Origin of the sequence: Streptomyces sp. NPDC051740 (assembly GCF_044453165.1) — a bacterium.
In the GTDB taxonomy this organism is placed as follows: Bacteria; Actinomycetota; Actinomycetes; order Streptomycetales; family Streptomycetaceae; genus Streptomyces; species Streptomyces atrovirens.
On record NZ_JBITCL010000016.1, the window covers coordinates 1 to 13,931 of the forward strand.

The following is a 13,931-nucleotide window of genomic DNA, read 5'->3' on the forward strand; positions in this document are numbered from 1 at the left end:
CCGATCCGATTTCCTCGGTGCTTTCCGGGGTTCCGCTCTCGCGTTTCCCTTTCCGGCGGTTCCGACTCTATCAGATCCTTTCGGGCCTGATTCCCAGTCGGTGGGGTATGCCGTTAAGCCCTCGGCTTTCGCCTGTCGGCCTTTCGACATTCACTACGCTAACCGATTCCCCCGCTCGATTCATAATCGGGCTCCGCGGTTCGGAATTCAGACATGCAGGCATGACGAATTCGACCCCGCTGAGGGGTGATCGTAGGTAGTGGGTTGGCCGCTTCCGGCTGCAGGCGATCGCCGTACCCGGTTCAAGCGGCTCGGACTACATTACGCACCTTCCAAGGTCGAGTCAACTTCGGTGGCGCCACGGCACGCGGGCCCGGCAGGGCCCCACCGTCGGGTCGTCGGTGACCCAGTAGCGCCAGGGGGACGGCCCCCTCGCCGGAGACCCTGGTGCACAGGCCGTTGCTCACCTGCTCGGAGGGCACGGGGGTGCCGGTGAGGATCCGTAGCGGGGTGATTTGGCCCCGGCCTCGTCCAGGTCGAGGTAGCCGAACTCGTCCAGACGGAGAAGGTCAACACGGCCACAGCGGGCGACGGTGCGGGTCAGCTTCTTCTCGTCGGCGGCTTCCGCGAGTTCGTTGACCAGGTTGACCGTGGTCGTGGCGCCGGGCCAGCCGCGGATACTGCCTCACCGTGATCCGGCGGGCGGTGTGCTTCTGCGAGTCACTTTCGCCAGAACAGGTGGTGCGTCACGCCGCTCGGGCTGGGCACGACCTCCAGGTGGAACCGGTCGAGCAGCTCATCCGGGGAGTCCCAGAGCCGCAGTCCGGATCCCAGCTTCACCGGTGAGACCGCCACATGCATGGTGTCGACGAGGTCGGCGTCGAGGAACTGCCGGATGATGGTGACCCCGCCGCCCAGTCGGACGTCCTTGCCCTGAGCCGCCTCCCGCGCCTGTTCGAGGACCGTGGCCGGTTCGCCGTCGACGAAGTGGAACGTGGTGTCGGAAAGCGTGAACGAAGGACGCTTGTGGTGGGTCATGACGAACACCGGAGTGCGGAACGGGGGCTCGTCACCCCACCAGCCGCACCACTCATGGTCCTCCCAGGGACCGCGCTGGGGTCCGAACTTGTTGCGGCCCATGATCTCGGCGCCGATGTTGCGTGCGTAGTCCCGCGTGAAGTAGTCGTCGAGGCCACGGCTGCCCCCGGGGTCCGTGCGCATGGGCCAGCTCGCCGTGGCGCCGGCCCACGCGAACAGCTTCGCGGGATCGACGCCGTGGCCGAACGGATTCTCGAAGGTCTGGTCCTCACCGGCACCGATGCCGTCACTCGAGACGTTGAAGTTCTGGACTCTCAGTAGCTGAGCCACGTGTTTCCTCCTGTGTTGTCGATGACGGTGATGAGACTCTCCAGGCCGCGAAAACTCATCGCTGTGTCCAGGACAGGCCAGGATTCCGGCGCCCGGCAGCTCACGCCGCGGAGCCCATTCCGATCCGTGTGGTGGAGCCCCATGAGGTGCCCATGGACACCGCGCCGACGTGCCGGCGGGCCGTGCGCAAGGCACACAGCGCGTCAGGTTCCGGTGGTCGGTTTGGCTCGCGGGCTCAGTCGGTACGCCGAGACCGTCGGATCACCGGCGAGGTAGAACCGGTGTTCCCAGTCGTGGGCCTTGCTCACGCCTACCCGAGGACCAACCTGGATGAGCGCGGCAGGTGCCGGCTCGCCCTCGGACAACACGACCGAGGTACCTGTCAGGAGGTCTGCGCCGTTGTGCTCCGCCGTGATGCCGAGTGCCTGGCAGAAGTTCCCCGGGCCTCGGGCGAGCCGTGCGCTCTCGACCCTCTCCCCTCGCCGCTCGCGTGCCAGGTCCTCCCCCTCGATGACCCTGCCTGCCCGGATGAGGACGGCCGAGGCGATGCCGTCCGTCCCGGTGACGACGTTGGCGCACCAGTGCAGGCCGTGGGACCGGTAGACGTACAGGTGTCCTGCGGGTCCGAACATGACCGCGTTACGGGGTGTCCGGCCGCGGTAGGCATGGGAGGCCGGGTCGGCCGCGCCGGAGTACGCCTCGGTCTCCGTGATGGCGATGCTCACGGTTCCCTCGGTGGTTTTGCAGGTGAGTACACTCCCGAGCAGCTTGGGGGCGACTTCTTCGGCAGGGTGGGCGAGGAGACCGACGTTCATGCTGACTGCCTTGACATGCCGTAGGTGAAGTAGACGTACATGTGGCCGGGCGCACCGGACATCACCTCGTCGCGGGCGGTGCGACCGCGGTAGGCGTGGGAGCCGGGGTCGTTCTGGCCGTCGTAGGCCTCGGCCTCGGTGAGGCGGAGGGTGATCGGACCGTCCGGGGCGGTACGGACCAGGGTCCGGCCGAGGCGGTCGGGGGCGACCTCGAGGTCGGGGCGGTCGGAGAACTCTCTGGGCAGGGGCGTACGGTCGGGGGCCGCGATCATGCCGTCCGAGGGTACTGGAGACGGACGGCGCCGCGGGGTGGTCGGCGGGCTCCGCGGTTGCCAGGGTGTGGGACGCGGAACCGGCCACGGCCGGATCGCGTTGTTAGGGATCAAGGGTCCATACGTACGACTCGACGCAGGACGACGGATCAGGTGTGGCCCACGGGGGTCGCCTGGAGAGGGAGAGACATGGCGTTCAAGAAGCTGCTGGCGAGTCTGGGTGCCGGCGGGGCCTCGGTCGAGACGGTGCTGCACGAGGTCAACGTGGTTCCGGGCGGTGTCGTCCAGGGCGAGGTGCGGATCCAGGGCGGGTCCGTGAACCAGCAGATCGAGGGTCTGTCGGTCGGGCTGCAGGCCAAGGTCGAGGTGGAGAGCGGCGACCAGGAGTACAAGCAGGACATCGAGTTCACCAAGTCGAGCCTGGGCGGTGCCTTCGAGCTCCAGGCGGGCGCGGTGCACGCGGTGCAGTTCGGGCTGGAGATCCCGTGGGAGACGCCGATCACGATGATCGACGGGCAGCCGCTGCGCGGGATGAACATCGGGGTGAGCACCGAGCTGGCGATCGCGCGGGCCGTGGACTCCAGTGACCTGGACCCGGTCAACGTGCACCCGCTGCCGGCGCAGAAGGCGATCCTGGACGCGTTCATCCAGCTGGGCTTCCGCTTCAAGAACGCGGACATGGAGCGCGGCCACATCCGGGGCACCCGGCAGAAGCTGCCGTTCTACCAGGAGATCGAGTTCTTCCCGCCGCAGCAGTACCGGGGGCTGCACCAGGTCGAGCTGAGCTTCGTGGCCGATGAGCAGGCCATGGACGTGGTACTGGAGATGGACAAGAAGCCGGGTCTGTTCAGCGAGGGCAGCGACACGTTCCGCTCCTTCAAGGTGGGGCTGAACGACTACCAGGGGACCGATTGGACGGCGTACCTCAACCAGTGGCTGTCGGAGGTCGGCAGCAGGCGCAACTGGTTCTAGGCTCGGTCCCCGACTGAACGCAACCGATCAGGAGGTACCGAGGTGACCGAGCTCAAGCGGCGGCCGCTCCCCCATGCCTTCCATCCGCCCGTGCCGTCGTTCGCGGTGTCGAGCGAGGACGTGCGGGAGGGGGCGACGCTCAAGGACGCTCAGGTCCACGCGGCCGGCAACACCTCGCCGCACCTGCGGTGGGAGGGGTTCCCGCCGGAGACCAGGAGCTTCGCCGTGACCTGCTACGACCCCGATGCCCCGACGGGCAGCGGGTTCTGGCACTGGGTGGTGTTCGACATCCCGGCCTCGGTGACCGAGCTGCCGGTCGGTGCGGGCAGCGGCATGTTCGAGGGGCTGCCCGAGGGCGCGGTCCACGCGCGCAACGACTACGGCAGCAAGGACTTCGGCGGTGCCGCGCCGCCGCCCGGGGACGGGCCGCACCGGTATGTGTTCACGGTGTACGCCGTGGACCAGGAGAAGCTCGGTCCGGACTCGGACGCGTCTCCCGCCGTGGTGGGCTTCAACCTGCGGTTCCACACGCTGGGGCGTGCCCAGCTGATCGGTGAGTACGAGGTGCCCGCGGAGTCCTGAGCGGTTTCCCGCGCGGCCTCGAGCGTTCATGGAACGTTTGCCCGCCCCTGGTCTTGGAATTGATCAGGGGCGGGCATTTTTTTGTTGCCGGGGGTCGCGGGGGTCACCTCCCGCAGGAGCAGCAGATATTGCGTTGTCCATCCCGGCGTGCCCGGCCAGAGTTGATCCCAGCCCGCCGAGGGGTGGGCCGGTGCACACGGGAGGTGGGCTGGTATGCGGGACACGCTGGTGCTGAACGCGAGCTTCGAGCCGTTGTCGACGGTGACGCTGAACCGAGCCGTCGTTCTGGTGCTTCAGGACAAGGCCGTCGTCGAGCAGGCCCACCCCGAGCTGCGGATGCGTGGAGCCGCGGTCGACATACCGGCGCCCCGGGTGATCAGGCTCTGCCAGTACGTGAGGGTGCCGTTCCGAAGACAAGCGCCGTGGTCGAGGCGGGGTGTCCTGGTGCGGGACCGGCACCGGTGCGCGTACTGCGGGCGGCGGGCGACGACCGTGGACCACGTGGTGCCGCGGTCGCACGGTGGGCAGGACACGTGGTTGAACACGGTGGCGTCCTGTGCGGAGGACAATCACCGGAAGGCGAATCGGACGCCCGAGCAGGCGGACATGCCGCTGTTGCGGCGGCCGTTCGAGCCCACGCCGGCTGACGCGATGCTGCTGGCGCTGGGCGCCGAGGACTTCGAGGCGTTGCCCGAGTGGTTGACGCTGGACGCGGCGTGAGGGCTTCGCCGTAGGGGGCTTTGTGCTTCGTCGGCTGCGGGTGCGTTGTGGCTTGGCGCGCAGTTCCCCGCGCCCCTGAGGGGGTGCGGGGAGCCCGTGTTTCCAGAGTGCCCTTAGTCGATGGAGGGCTTTTCGCGGCGTTCCTGGGCGGGGACGTTGGCGGGTCCCGAGGGGGTGTTGCCGCCGCCCATCGCGCCGAAGTTGCCCATGGCGCCGGAGAGGCCCTTGAGGGCGTCGCCGATTTCGCTGGGGACGATCCAGAGCTTGTTGGCGTCGCCCTCGGCGATCTTGGGGAGCATCTGGAGGTACTGGTAGGAGAGGAGCTTCTGGTCGGGGTCGCCGGCGTGGATCGCCTCGAAGACCGTACGGACGGCCTGGGCCTCGCCCTCGGCACGCAGGGCCGCTGCCTTGGCCTCACCTTCGGCGCGCAGGATCTGGGACTGCTTCTCACCCTCGGCCCGCAGGATCTCCGACTGGCGGACACCCTCGGCCTGGAGGATCGCGGCGCGCTTGTCGCGGTCGGCGCGCATCTGCTTCTCCATCGAGTCCTGGATGGAGGTGGGCGGTTCGATGGCCTTGAGCTCGACACGGTTGACGCGGATGCCCCACTTGCCGGTGGCCTCGTCGAGGACGCCGCGCAGGGCCGCGTTGATCTCCTCGCGGGAGGTGAGGGTCCGTTCCAGGTCCATGCCGCCGATGATGTTGCGGAGCGTGGTGACGGTGAGCTGTTCGATGGCCTGGATGTAGCTGGCCACCTCGTAGGTGGCGGCCCGGGCGTCGGTCACCTGGTAGTAGATGACGGTGTCGATGTTGACGACCAGGTTGTCCTGGGTGATCACCGGCTGCGGTGGGAACGGGACGACCTGTTCGCGCAGGTCGATGCGGTTGCGGATGGTGTCGATGAACGGGACGACGATGTTGAGGCCCGCGTTGAGTGTCCGCGTGTAGCGGCCGAAGCGCTCGACGATGGCGGCGCTGGCCTGTGGGATGACTTGGATCGTCTTGATCAGGGCGATGAAGACCAGCACCACCAGGATGATCAGGACGATGATGATCGGTTGCATCGTCGGTTCCCCGAACCCTTCTTAGCCTCGGCGCCTGCGGCAGCTCTTGTGCCTGTGGAAGATCTCGCTGTTGAAGATCTTGCTGGTCGAGTCTGACAGACCATCGGTGCAACTGCGAGGTTGTTCGCCCCAGTTGTGTCGCGGGAGGTCACATGATGATGGCCGTGGCCCCCTCGATGTCCACGACGTCCACTTCCTGGCCTACTTCATAGGCGCTGCCGGCGTCGAGTGCGCGTGCCGACCAGACCTCGCCGGCCAGCTTGATCCGGCCGCCGGAGCCGTCGACGCGCTCCAGGACGACGGCCTGTTTCCCTTTCAGGGCGTCCACGCCGGTCGCGAGTTGGGGCCGTCCGGCGCGGTGTCTGTTCGCGATGGGCCGTACGACGGCGATGAGGGCGGTCGAGACGACGGCGAAGACCACGACCTGGGCGACGGCGCCGCCGCCGAAGATGCCGGAAACCACTGCCGCGGCGACGGCGCCCACCGCGAGCATGCCGAGTTCGGGCATCGCGGTGATCACGAGCCCGATGCCGAGTACCGCCGCGCCGATCAGCCACCACAGCCATGCGTCGATGTCCACGTGGTCATGGTAGGACCGCACACCCGGTCGCCGACAGGGCGCCGATCGGTTTGAACGCGCCGTGCGGCTCCGGGTCTTGGGCTGCGGGAGAGGTCAGGACATCGGGAGGCCCTGGGCGGTGAAGCGGTCGCCGACCTGTTCGACGACGAGCGGGAGGCCGAAGCAGAGGGAGAGGTTGCGGGAGGTGAGTTCCAGCTCCAGCGGGCCGGCGGCGAGGACCTTGCCCTGGCGGATCATCAGAACGTGGGTGAAGCCCGGGGCGATCTCCTCGACGTGGTGCGTGACCATGATCATGGAGGGGGCGATCGGGTCGCGGGCGAGCCGGCCGAGACGGCGTACGAGGTCCTCGCGGCCGCCGAGGTCGAGTCCGGCGGCGGGCTCGTCGAGGAGCAGCAGTTCGGGGTCGGTCATCAGGGCGCGGGCGATGAGGGTGCGCTTGCGCTCGCCCTCGGAGAGGGTGCCGAACCTGCGGTCCAGGTACTCGGACATGCCGAGGCGGTCGAGGAAGGCGCGGGCGCGCTGCTCGTCGATGTCCTCGTACTCCTCCTGCCAGCCGGCGGTCATGCCGTAGGCGGCGGTGAGCACGGTCTGCAGGACGGTCTGCTTCTTGGGCAGCTTGTCCGCCATGGCGATGCCGGCCACGCCGATGCGGGGGCGCAGCTCGAAGACGTCGGTGCCGGGCCTGCCGAGGGCCTCGCCGAGGATGCTGACGGTGCCCTTGCTGGGGTAGAGGTAGCTGGACGCGATGTTGAGGAGGGTGGTCTTGCCGGCGCCGTTGGGGCCGAGGATGACCCAGCGCTCGCCCTCCTTGACCGACCAGGAGACCTGGTCCACCAGAGCCCGGCCCTCACGGACCACGGATACGTCCTGAAGCTCCAGAACATCGCTCATGAGCGCGTTGTCTCCCCTTGCAGTGTGGCCGGTCTCGGCTGTCGCGTACGCCTGTGGGTCGGTCCGCCGCACCCGTGGGCGCAGCCCATCATGAAATCTACGCCACTGGTCGACCCGGACATTCCTCCGGTCCGGTTCTTGGGCTCTGTCTAGGGTGTACGCATGCTCTCGGAACCTCGCTCTGGACGCCTTGCCGCTTGGGGAAACGCCCTTCTTGCCGGACTTGTCCCACCGGATGACGCCGTGCTCGCGATCGTCGGGGAGGACGCGGTGCACCGGGTGGAGGGGTTGCCGGGTGAGTCGGCGCCGGTGGGGCTCACGCTGGCGCTGGGGCGGCTGCGGGCGCTGGGGGTGGGTGGGCTGCGGGTGGCGCTGCCGGCGCCGGGGCATCCGCTGGGGCTGAGCGGGCCGCCGGAGTTCAACGCGCGGGCGTTGGAGGCGGAGGAGGCGGTGGTCTGTTCCGGGGCCGCGGTCGGGCTGGTGCCGGAGGTCTACGAGGCCGGGCCCGCGGGTGATGTGCATGTGGAGGTGGTGTGGCACTGCCTGCCGGTGCGGGAGGCGCCGCCGGCGGATGTGCCGTCGCTCGGGGAGGCGGAGCGGGAGCTGGCGGAGGCGTTGCGGGAGGCGACGGAGGTGTTGACGCGGCTGGATGTGGCCGGGTCGGGGCCGGTGGCTGAGGCGGCGATCGATGCGTATCGGGCGCGGGCCTCGGGCTCGCGGGGGCGGGAGGTGTTGGCGCCGGGGTATCCGCCTCGGGCGGTGCGGGTGCTGGAGTTGGCGCAGCGGGTGGGGGCGTTGGTTTCTCTGGCGGTGGCGGCCGGGGAGCACGGGGGTGCGGTGAGCGCTTCGGAGATTTCGGCGCGGGCCGGTGCGTTGCGGCCTGTGGAGCGGACGGCTCGGCGGGCGCAGGTGGCTGCGTACAACTCCGTTGTGGAGGAGCGGGGGGTGGGGTGAGGTGTCCCCGGGGTGGGTGTCCGGCGTGGGGGTGCGGCCCCGGTGTTCGCGGGGTGCCCCGGCGTGGGTGCCGGCCGGGGGGGGTGTCTGCGCGGCCCGGCGCTTGCGGGGTGCCGTCGCGCCCACCCGTGCCGCCCCAGCGACACGACTGCCCGCGGAAGCGGGGACGGTAGGCAGGGCTCCGCGGAAGCAGGGGCGGCACGCGGGAAGCGGCGGCGGCACGCGGGAAGCAGGGGCGGCACGCGGGGCTCCGCGGAAGCGGCGGCGGCACGCGGGAAGCAGGGGCGGCACGCGGGGCTCCGCGGGGAGTGGCGGGGGCACGCGGGGAGCGGGGGCGGCAGGTAGGGCTTCGTGGGGAGCCGGGGGCGGCGGGTGGGGGTGTGGGGGAGCCCCGGCGCTCGGTGGGGGCGGGCGGCCGGGGCTGGGGTGGGTGCGCGTCAGTGGTTGACGGCGGTGTTGCCGAAGGCCGGGTTGAGGAGCCCGATGACGTTGATGCTGTTGCCGGACACGTTGACCGGGACGTCGACCGGCACCTGGACGACGTTGCCGGAGACGACGCCCGGGGAGCCCACGGCCGTGCCGTCGGCGTGGCTGCCGTCGGTGGCGGAGGCCATTCCCGTGCCGGCCGCGAGCAGACCGCCGGCCACCATCGTCACGGCCGCTGCCTTCTTCAGGTTCTTCACTTTCCGAGCCCTCCTCGCGATGACCGCGGCAGGCGCCGCGGCGTGCACTGGAGAACGGCCGGTGCCGACCATGGATACGGCCATCCGAGGGACATTCCCACTACGGTATGAATCTCGGATCGGAGGGGAACCTTCCGACCGGTCCGAGGCGTCACGGGTCAGCCACTCAGACCATGGCGTACGGCCCACAGGGCGGCCTGGGTGCGGTCCGCCAGGTCGAGTTTCATCAGGATGTTCGAGACGTGGGTCTTCACGGTCTTCTCGGACAGCACCAGGGCGCGGGCGATCTCCCGGTTGGCACGGCCGTCCGCTATGAGCCCGAGCACTTCGCGCTCCCGTTCGGTGAGGGAGCCCGCGCGTCCCGTGCCCGAGCCCGTCTCCTCCTGGGACAACAGCGCCCCGGCCACCTCCGCCTGGAGCAGGACGTGCCCGGCGTGCACGGAGCGGATGGCTCCGGCGAGCGCGTCGGGGTCGACGTCCTTGTACACGTAACCGGCGGCGCCCGCGCGGAGGGCGGGGACCACCGTGCGCTGCTCGGTGAAGCTGGTGACGATCAGCACGCGCGCGGGGTGGTCCAGTTCGCGGAGCCGGCGCAGCGCGGCCACGCCGTCCATGACGGGCATCTTGACGTCCATGAGGATGACGTCGGGTCCCAGCTCCCCCGCCAGGGCGACCCCTTCGGCGCCGTCCGCGGCCTCGCCGACGACCTCGATGTCGTCCTGCACCTCGAGGAAGGTGCGCAGCCCCCGGCGTACCACCTGGTGATCGTCGACCAGCAGCACCTTGATTGCGTCAGCCACCGGGGACCTCCATCTCGATCGTGGTGCCCTTGCCGGGCGCCGATTCCACGGTCAGCCTGCCGCCGACCCCGCTCGCCCGGTCCCGCATGGAGACCAGGCCCAGATGGCGGCCCGCGCGGCGGACGATCCGCGGGTCGAAGCCGCCGCCGTCGTCGCTGACCCGCAGGACCGCTCCGCCGCCGCGTCGGTCCAGGGTGACGTCGACGTGGTCGCCGCCGGAGTGCCTCAGCGCGTTGTGCAGCGCCTCCTGGGCGACGCGCAGCACCGCCTCCTCCTGGGCGGCGGGCAGGGCGCGTACACCGTGCCCGGTGAAGGTCACGCGCGCGGTGTGGGCACGGTCGAGGACCTGGATCTGGGTGCGCAGGGTGGCGACGAGGCCGTCCTCGTCGAGGGCCGCGGGGCGCAGCTCGACGACCGCCGCGCGCAGTTCGTCGGCGGCCTCGGCGGCCAGGGCGGCGACCTGCTGGAGTTCGCCCTTGGCGCGGGAGGGGTCGCGGTCGACGAGGCGGGCGGCGGCCTGGGCGGTGAGCCGCAGGGAGAAGAGCTTCTGGCTGACGGCGTCGTGGAGCTCGTGGGCGAGGCGGGAGCGTTCCTCGGCGATGGTCAGTTCGCGGCTGCGTTCGTAGAGCCGGGCGTTGGTCAGGGCGATCGCGGCGTGCTGGGCGAGGATGCCGAGCAGTTCCTCGTCGTCCTCGGTGAAGCCGCAGGTGCCCTCGGGTTTGGGGCACCTCTTGTTGGCGAGGAACAGGGCTCCGATGACCTCGTCGCCGTCGCGGATGGGCAGGCCCAGGAAATCGACCAGGTCGGGGTGGGCGCTGGGCCAGCCCTCGAAGCGGGGGTCGCGGCGCACGTCGGCGAGGCGCTGCGGCGTGGCCTCGTTCAGCATCGCGGCGAGGATGCCGTGCTGGCGCGGGAGGGGGCCGATGGCCTTCCACTCGTCGTCGCCGACGCCGTCGACCACGAACTGGGCGAAGCCGCCGTGGTCGTCGGGCACGCCGAGCGCGGCGTACTGCGCGTCGAGGAGTTCGCGGGCCGAGGCGACGATCGTCTTGAGGACGTCGCGCACCTCGAGGTGCCTGCTCATGGCCAGCAACGCGGAGCTCACCGCGGCGAGGCCGGACCGGGGGCCGTGGCTCATGTCCTCACGGTACCGGCGGGCCGTGACAGCGGGATCGGACGTGTGGCGGCCGTCGGGCGGGCCGCGGGACCTAGGTCGGAGGTCCCGCGGTCCCGGCCGGGGCGTAGGACCGCGGGACCGGGGTCGGTGGCGTAGGGCGAAGGGACCCGGGGCGTCGCGTCCCGGGCCCGAGGCGGTGGCGGTGGGCCGGTCCCTAGGTTGAGGGCACGCCGATCGAGCGGCGTCCGAGGACGAGGGGACGGTTGCCATGCCGGTTGCGATCATCACGGGGGCTTCGAAAGGGCTCGGGGAGGCGCTCGCCCAGGGGCTGGCGGAGCGTGGCTGGGATCTGGTGCTGGACGCGCGGGACCCTGTTCCGCTGGCGGAGGCGGCGGGGCTGGTGTCGGCGCACGGCACGCGTGTGACGGCACTGCCCGGGGACGTCACGGACGCCGCGCACCGCGCGGAACTGGTGGCGGCGGCGTGGCGGCTGGGCGGGGTGGACCTGGTGGTGCACAACGCGAGCGCGCTGGGCGCCGAGCCGCTGGTCCCTCTGGAGGAGCTGCCGCTGGACGGGCTGCGGCGGGCGCTGGAGGTGAATCTGGTGGCGGCGCTGGGCCTGGTGCAGGAGGCACTGCCGCTGCTCAGGTCGGCGGCGGCCGGGGCGGTGCTGGTGGTCAGCTCGGACGCCGCCGCCGAGGCGTATCCGACGTGGGGCGGGTACGGGGCGTCCAAGGCGGCCCTGGACCAGCTGGCGGCGGTGCTGGCGGTGGAGGAGCCGGGGCTGCGGGTCTGGTCGGTCGATCCCGGCGACATGGCGACGGACCTGTACGCGGCGGCCGTACCGGACGACGACGATCCGCGTCCTGAGCCGGCCGGTGTGGTGCCCGCCTTCCTGCGGCTGCTGGACGAGCGGCCGGCGAGCGGTCGCTACGGCGCCCCGGCGCTGTTGGAGGAGCGGCGATGACCGTGGCCGTGGAGGTGCCGGAGGAGCTGTCCGCGCGGGTGCCGGTGGAGCAGCGGGGGCCGGGTCTGGAGCGGGACTCGGTGCGGCTGCTGGTGTCGCGGGGCACGGCGGTGTCGCATCACGCCTTCGTGGAGCTGCCGCGGCTGCTGCGGGCCGGGGACCTGCTGGTGGTGAACACCTCGCCGACGCTGGCGGCGGCCGTCGGGGGATGGGCCGGGCACGCGCGCGTGGTGGTGCATTTCTCCACGCGCGGTGACGACGGCCGGTGGGCGGTCGAGCTGCGGGAGCCGGACGGGCGTGGCACCACGCGTGCGCGCGCGGGGGCGCCCGCGGGTACAGAGGTGCGGCTGGTCGGGGGTGTGCGGCTGGTGCTGGAGGAGCCGCTGAGCGCGCGCGGGGAGCGGCTGTGGTGGGCGCGCGTGCCGGGGGACGTGCTCGAGGTGCTGCGGGAGCACGGGCGGGCCATCCGGTACGCGTACACGGAGCGGGACCAGCCGTTGTCGGCGTACCAGACGGTGTTCGCGCTGCCGTCGCCGGACGGTGCGGGGAGTGCGGAGATGCCGAGCGCGGGGCGTCCGTTCACCGCGCGGATGGTGGCGGAGCTGGTGAGCCGGGGGGTGCAGTTCGCCCCGGTCACGCTGCACACCGGGGTGGCGTCGGCGGAGGCGCACGAGCCGCCGTATCCGGAGCGGTTCGTGGTGCCGGAGGCGTCGGCGCGGCTGATCGGGGCGGTGCGGGCGGGGGGCGGCCGGGTGATCGCGGTGGGGACGACGGCCGTACGGGCGGTGGAGTCGGCGGCCGGTGCGGACGGCGTGGTGCGGGCCCGCGCGGGGTGGACCGATCTGGTGGTGACGCCCGGGCGCGGGGTGCGGGTGGTGGACGGGCTGCTGACCGGGCTGCACGAGCCGGAGGCCTCGCACCTGCTGATGCTGGAGGCGGTCGCGGGGCGGGCGGCGATCGACCGGGGGTACGAGGAGGCGCTGCGCGGGCGCTACCTGTGGCACGAGTTCGGCGATGTGCACCTGGTCCTGCCGGAGTGACCGGACCTCCTCACGTAGAGCATTGCTTAAGCAACCAACTGTGAGGACGGGGGGTGGCCGGTGTGAGGCCGGGCATAGGGCGCACGTCACGTACGAAGGGGGTTAGGAGAGACATACCGCCCGCATGAGCGGGATATATGGCCGTCTCTGCCCCGGTTTACCCCTCCCTGATCCACTACCCGGCTTCGTACGTCACATCTTTGCCCCGTCATTTTGCGGCCGCTAAGAATGGCTGCGTCGCTCAGCGCCGTGGGTATCTCCCCGCGGCGTTTGTGCCGGAAGCACCCTGTCCCCACCGGACGTTGAGCGACCTCCGCGCTATTCGAAGAGGTCCGTCCCGCATGTCCAAGAACATCCTCACCCGTGGTCATAGTCGCGCCCTGACCCGTCACCACAGGCTCGCCGTCGCCGGTGTCGCGGCCCTGGGCGCCGCCGCCATCGGTTTCTCGGCCGTCCCGAGCAACGCGTCCCCGGCCACCACGGCCGAGGCCGCCCCGACCGCGAAGGTCGCGTACAGCACCGAGCCGATCCAGGGCGTCAAGGCGAGCGTCACCGACCAGCTCGCCGGTTCCAGCGTCAAGATCGAGCAGATCGCGGCGAAGAAGGAGGCCGCGGACCGGGCCACCGCCGAGAAGAAGGCCGCCGCTGCCGCCGCGGAGGCCAAGGCGGAGAAGGCCCGCCAGGCCGAGGAGGCCGCCGGCCGTGCCGCCGAGCGCGCCGAGGTGAAGCAGGCCGCCCCGCAGAAGACCTACAGCGACACCCTGGACGGCTGGATCCGCGAGTCCCTGGCCATCATGAAGAAGCACGGCATCCCGGGCTCCTACGAGGGCATCCACCGCAACGTCATGCGGGAGTCCTCCGGCAACCCGAAGGCGATCAACCTCTGGGACATCAACGCCCAGAACGGCATCCCGTCCAAGGGCCTGCTGCAGGTGATCCCGCCGACGTTCGAGGCGTACCACGTCCCGGGCACCCCGAAGGACATCTACGACCCGGTCGCCAACATCACCGCCGCCTGCAACTACGCGGCCGACAAGTACGGCACCATGGACAACGTCGACAGCGCGTACTGAGGTCGGCGCGGACCTCTTCTCGCGAACCGAAGA

Annotated in this window: 15 protein-coding genes and 3 pseudogenes; 7 read left to right on the forward strand and 11 right to left on the reverse strand. The window is 70.8% G+C overall.

The window, feature by feature from the left end; all coding sequences use genetic code 11:
- Window positions 1–343: 343 nt before the first annotated feature.
- From ACIA6T_RS24705 to ACIA6T_RS24725, 5 genes and pseudogenes are all read right to left on the reverse strand, one after another.
- Window positions 344–512: pseudogene (locus tag ACIA6T_RS24705) on the reverse strand (3-methyladenine DNA glycosylase); the annotation flags it as partial.
- Between the two features lie 2 nt (window positions 513–514).
- A pseudogene (locus ACIA6T_RS24710) lies at window positions 515–658 on the reverse strand (ATP-binding protein); the annotation flags it as partial.
- Between the two features lie 62 nt (window positions 659–720).
- Window positions 721–1,368, reverse strand: coding sequence for a dihydrofolate reductase family protein (locus ACIA6T_RS24715; RefSeq protein ID WP_399448642.1), 648 nt, complete (start codon window positions 1,366–1,368; stop codon window positions 721–723).
- Between the two features lie 203 nt (window positions 1,369–1,571).
- Window positions 1,572–2,183 (reverse strand): DNA-3-methyladenine glycosylase, encoded by a 612-nt coding sequence (locus ACIA6T_RS24720; protein WP_399448779.1) that lies wholly within the window; start codon window positions 2,181–2,183, stop codon window positions 1,572–1,574.
- 12 nt (window positions 2,184–2,195) lie between these two features.
- A pseudogene (locus ACIA6T_RS24725) lies at window positions 2,196–2,455 on the reverse strand (DNA-3-methyladenine glycosylase); the annotation flags it as partial.
- Between the two features lie 189 nt (window positions 2,456–2,644).
- Here ACIA6T_RS24725 and ACIA6T_RS24730 point away from each other — a divergent pair.
- The 3 genes from ACIA6T_RS24730 to ACIA6T_RS24740 all read left to right on the forward strand — a co-directional run bounded on the left by ACIA6T_RS24730 (window position 2,645) and on the right by ACIA6T_RS24740 (window position 4,729).
- Window positions 2,645–3,427: a sporulation protein gene (locus ACIA6T_RS24730; protein ID WP_399448643.1), complete on the forward strand. Its 783-nt coding sequence runs from the start codon at window positions 2,645–2,647 to the stop codon at window positions 3,425–3,427.
- A 42-nt stretch (window positions 3,428–3,469) separates the two neighbouring features.
- On the forward strand, window positions 3,470–4,009 hold the full coding sequence (locus ACIA6T_RS24735) for a YbhB/YbcL family Raf kinase inhibitor-like protein (RefSeq protein ID WP_399448644.1): 540 nt from the start codon (window positions 3,470–3,472) through the stop codon (window positions 4,007–4,009).
- Between the two features lie 213 nt (window positions 4,010–4,222).
- A complete protein-coding gene (locus ACIA6T_RS24740) occupies window positions 4,223–4,729 on the forward strand; it encodes an HNH endonuclease (protein WP_311649380.1) in 507 nt (168 codons plus the stop codon).
- A gap of 113 nt (window positions 4,730–4,842) precedes the next feature.
- On the opposite strand, the gene ACIA6T_RS24745 is transcribed toward ACIA6T_RS24740, so the two are convergent.
- The 3 genes from ACIA6T_RS24745 to ACIA6T_RS24755 form a co-directional block, all read right to left on the reverse strand.
- Window positions 4,843–5,793, reverse strand: coding sequence for an SPFH domain-containing protein (locus ACIA6T_RS24745; RefSeq protein ID WP_399448645.1), 951 nt, complete (start codon window positions 5,791–5,793; stop codon window positions 4,843–4,845).
- A gap of 148 nt (window positions 5,794–5,941) precedes the next feature.
- Complete coding sequence (locus ACIA6T_RS24750) at window positions 5,942–6,373, reverse strand: NfeD family protein (protein ID WP_399448646.1); 432 nt, start codon at window positions 6,371–6,373, stop codon at window positions 5,942–5,944.
- 93 nt (window positions 6,374–6,466) lie between these two features.
- Window positions 6,467–7,264 (reverse strand): ABC transporter ATP-binding protein, encoded by a 798-nt coding sequence (locus tag ACIA6T_RS24755; RefSeq protein WP_399448647.1) that lies wholly within the window; start codon window positions 7,262–7,264, stop codon window positions 6,467–6,469.
- 162 nt (window positions 7,265–7,426) lie between these two features.
- On the opposite strand from ACIA6T_RS24755, the gene ACIA6T_RS24760 reads away from it, so the two are divergent.
- Window positions 7,427–8,218, forward strand: coding sequence for a hypothetical protein (locus ACIA6T_RS24760; RefSeq protein ID WP_399448648.1), 792 nt, complete (start codon window positions 7,427–7,429; stop codon window positions 8,216–8,218).
- Window positions 8,219–8,655: 437 nt separating this feature from the next.
- Here ACIA6T_RS24760 and ACIA6T_RS24765 read toward each other — a convergent pair whose 3' ends face one another.
- From ACIA6T_RS24765 to ACIA6T_RS24775, 3 genes are all read right to left on the reverse strand, one after another.
- The gene (locus ACIA6T_RS24765) at window positions 8,656–8,901 is read right to left on the reverse strand and encodes a chaplin (RefSeq protein WP_385057536.1); all 246 of its coding nucleotides are present in this window, start codon (window positions 8,899–8,901) and stop codon (window positions 8,656–8,658) included.
- Window positions 8,902–9,059: 158 nt separating this feature from the next.
- Window positions 9,060–9,701: a response regulator gene (locus ACIA6T_RS24770; protein WP_399448649.1), complete on the reverse strand. Its 642-nt coding sequence runs from the start codon at window positions 9,699–9,701 to the stop codon at window positions 9,060–9,062.
- Window positions 9,694–10,839 (reverse strand): GAF domain-containing sensor histidine kinase, encoded by a 1,146-nt coding sequence (locus ACIA6T_RS24775; protein ID WP_399448650.1) that lies wholly within the window; start codon window positions 10,837–10,839, stop codon window positions 9,694–9,696. The genes ACIA6T_RS24770 and ACIA6T_RS24775 overlap by 8 nt, the downstream gene beginning before the upstream one ends.
- Before the next feature lie 247 nt (window positions 10,840–11,086).
- Here ACIA6T_RS24775 and ACIA6T_RS24780 point away from each other — a divergent pair, with 247 nt between their 5' ends.
- The 3 genes from ACIA6T_RS24780 to ACIA6T_RS24790 all read left to right on the forward strand — a co-directional run bounded on the left by ACIA6T_RS24780 (window position 11,087) and on the right by ACIA6T_RS24790 (window position 13,898).
- Complete coding sequence (locus ACIA6T_RS24780; RefSeq protein WP_399448651.1) at window positions 11,087–11,785, forward strand: SDR family NAD(P)-dependent oxidoreductase; 699 nt, start codon at window positions 11,087–11,089, stop codon at window positions 11,783–11,785.
- Entirely contained in the window at window positions 11,782–12,825 is a 1,044-nt protein-coding gene (locus ACIA6T_RS24785; protein WP_399448652.1) for an S-adenosylmethionine:tRNA ribosyltransferase-isomerase, read from the forward strand. The genes ACIA6T_RS24780 and ACIA6T_RS24785 overlap by 4 nt, the downstream gene beginning before the upstream one ends.
- Before the next feature lie 341 nt (window positions 12,826–13,166).
- Window positions 13,167–13,898, forward strand: a complete 732-nt coding sequence (locus ACIA6T_RS24790) for a transglycosylase SLT domain-containing protein (protein WP_399448653.1) — start codon at window positions 13,167–13,169, stop codon at window positions 13,896–13,898.
- Window positions 13,899–13,931: the final 33 nt, after the last annotated feature.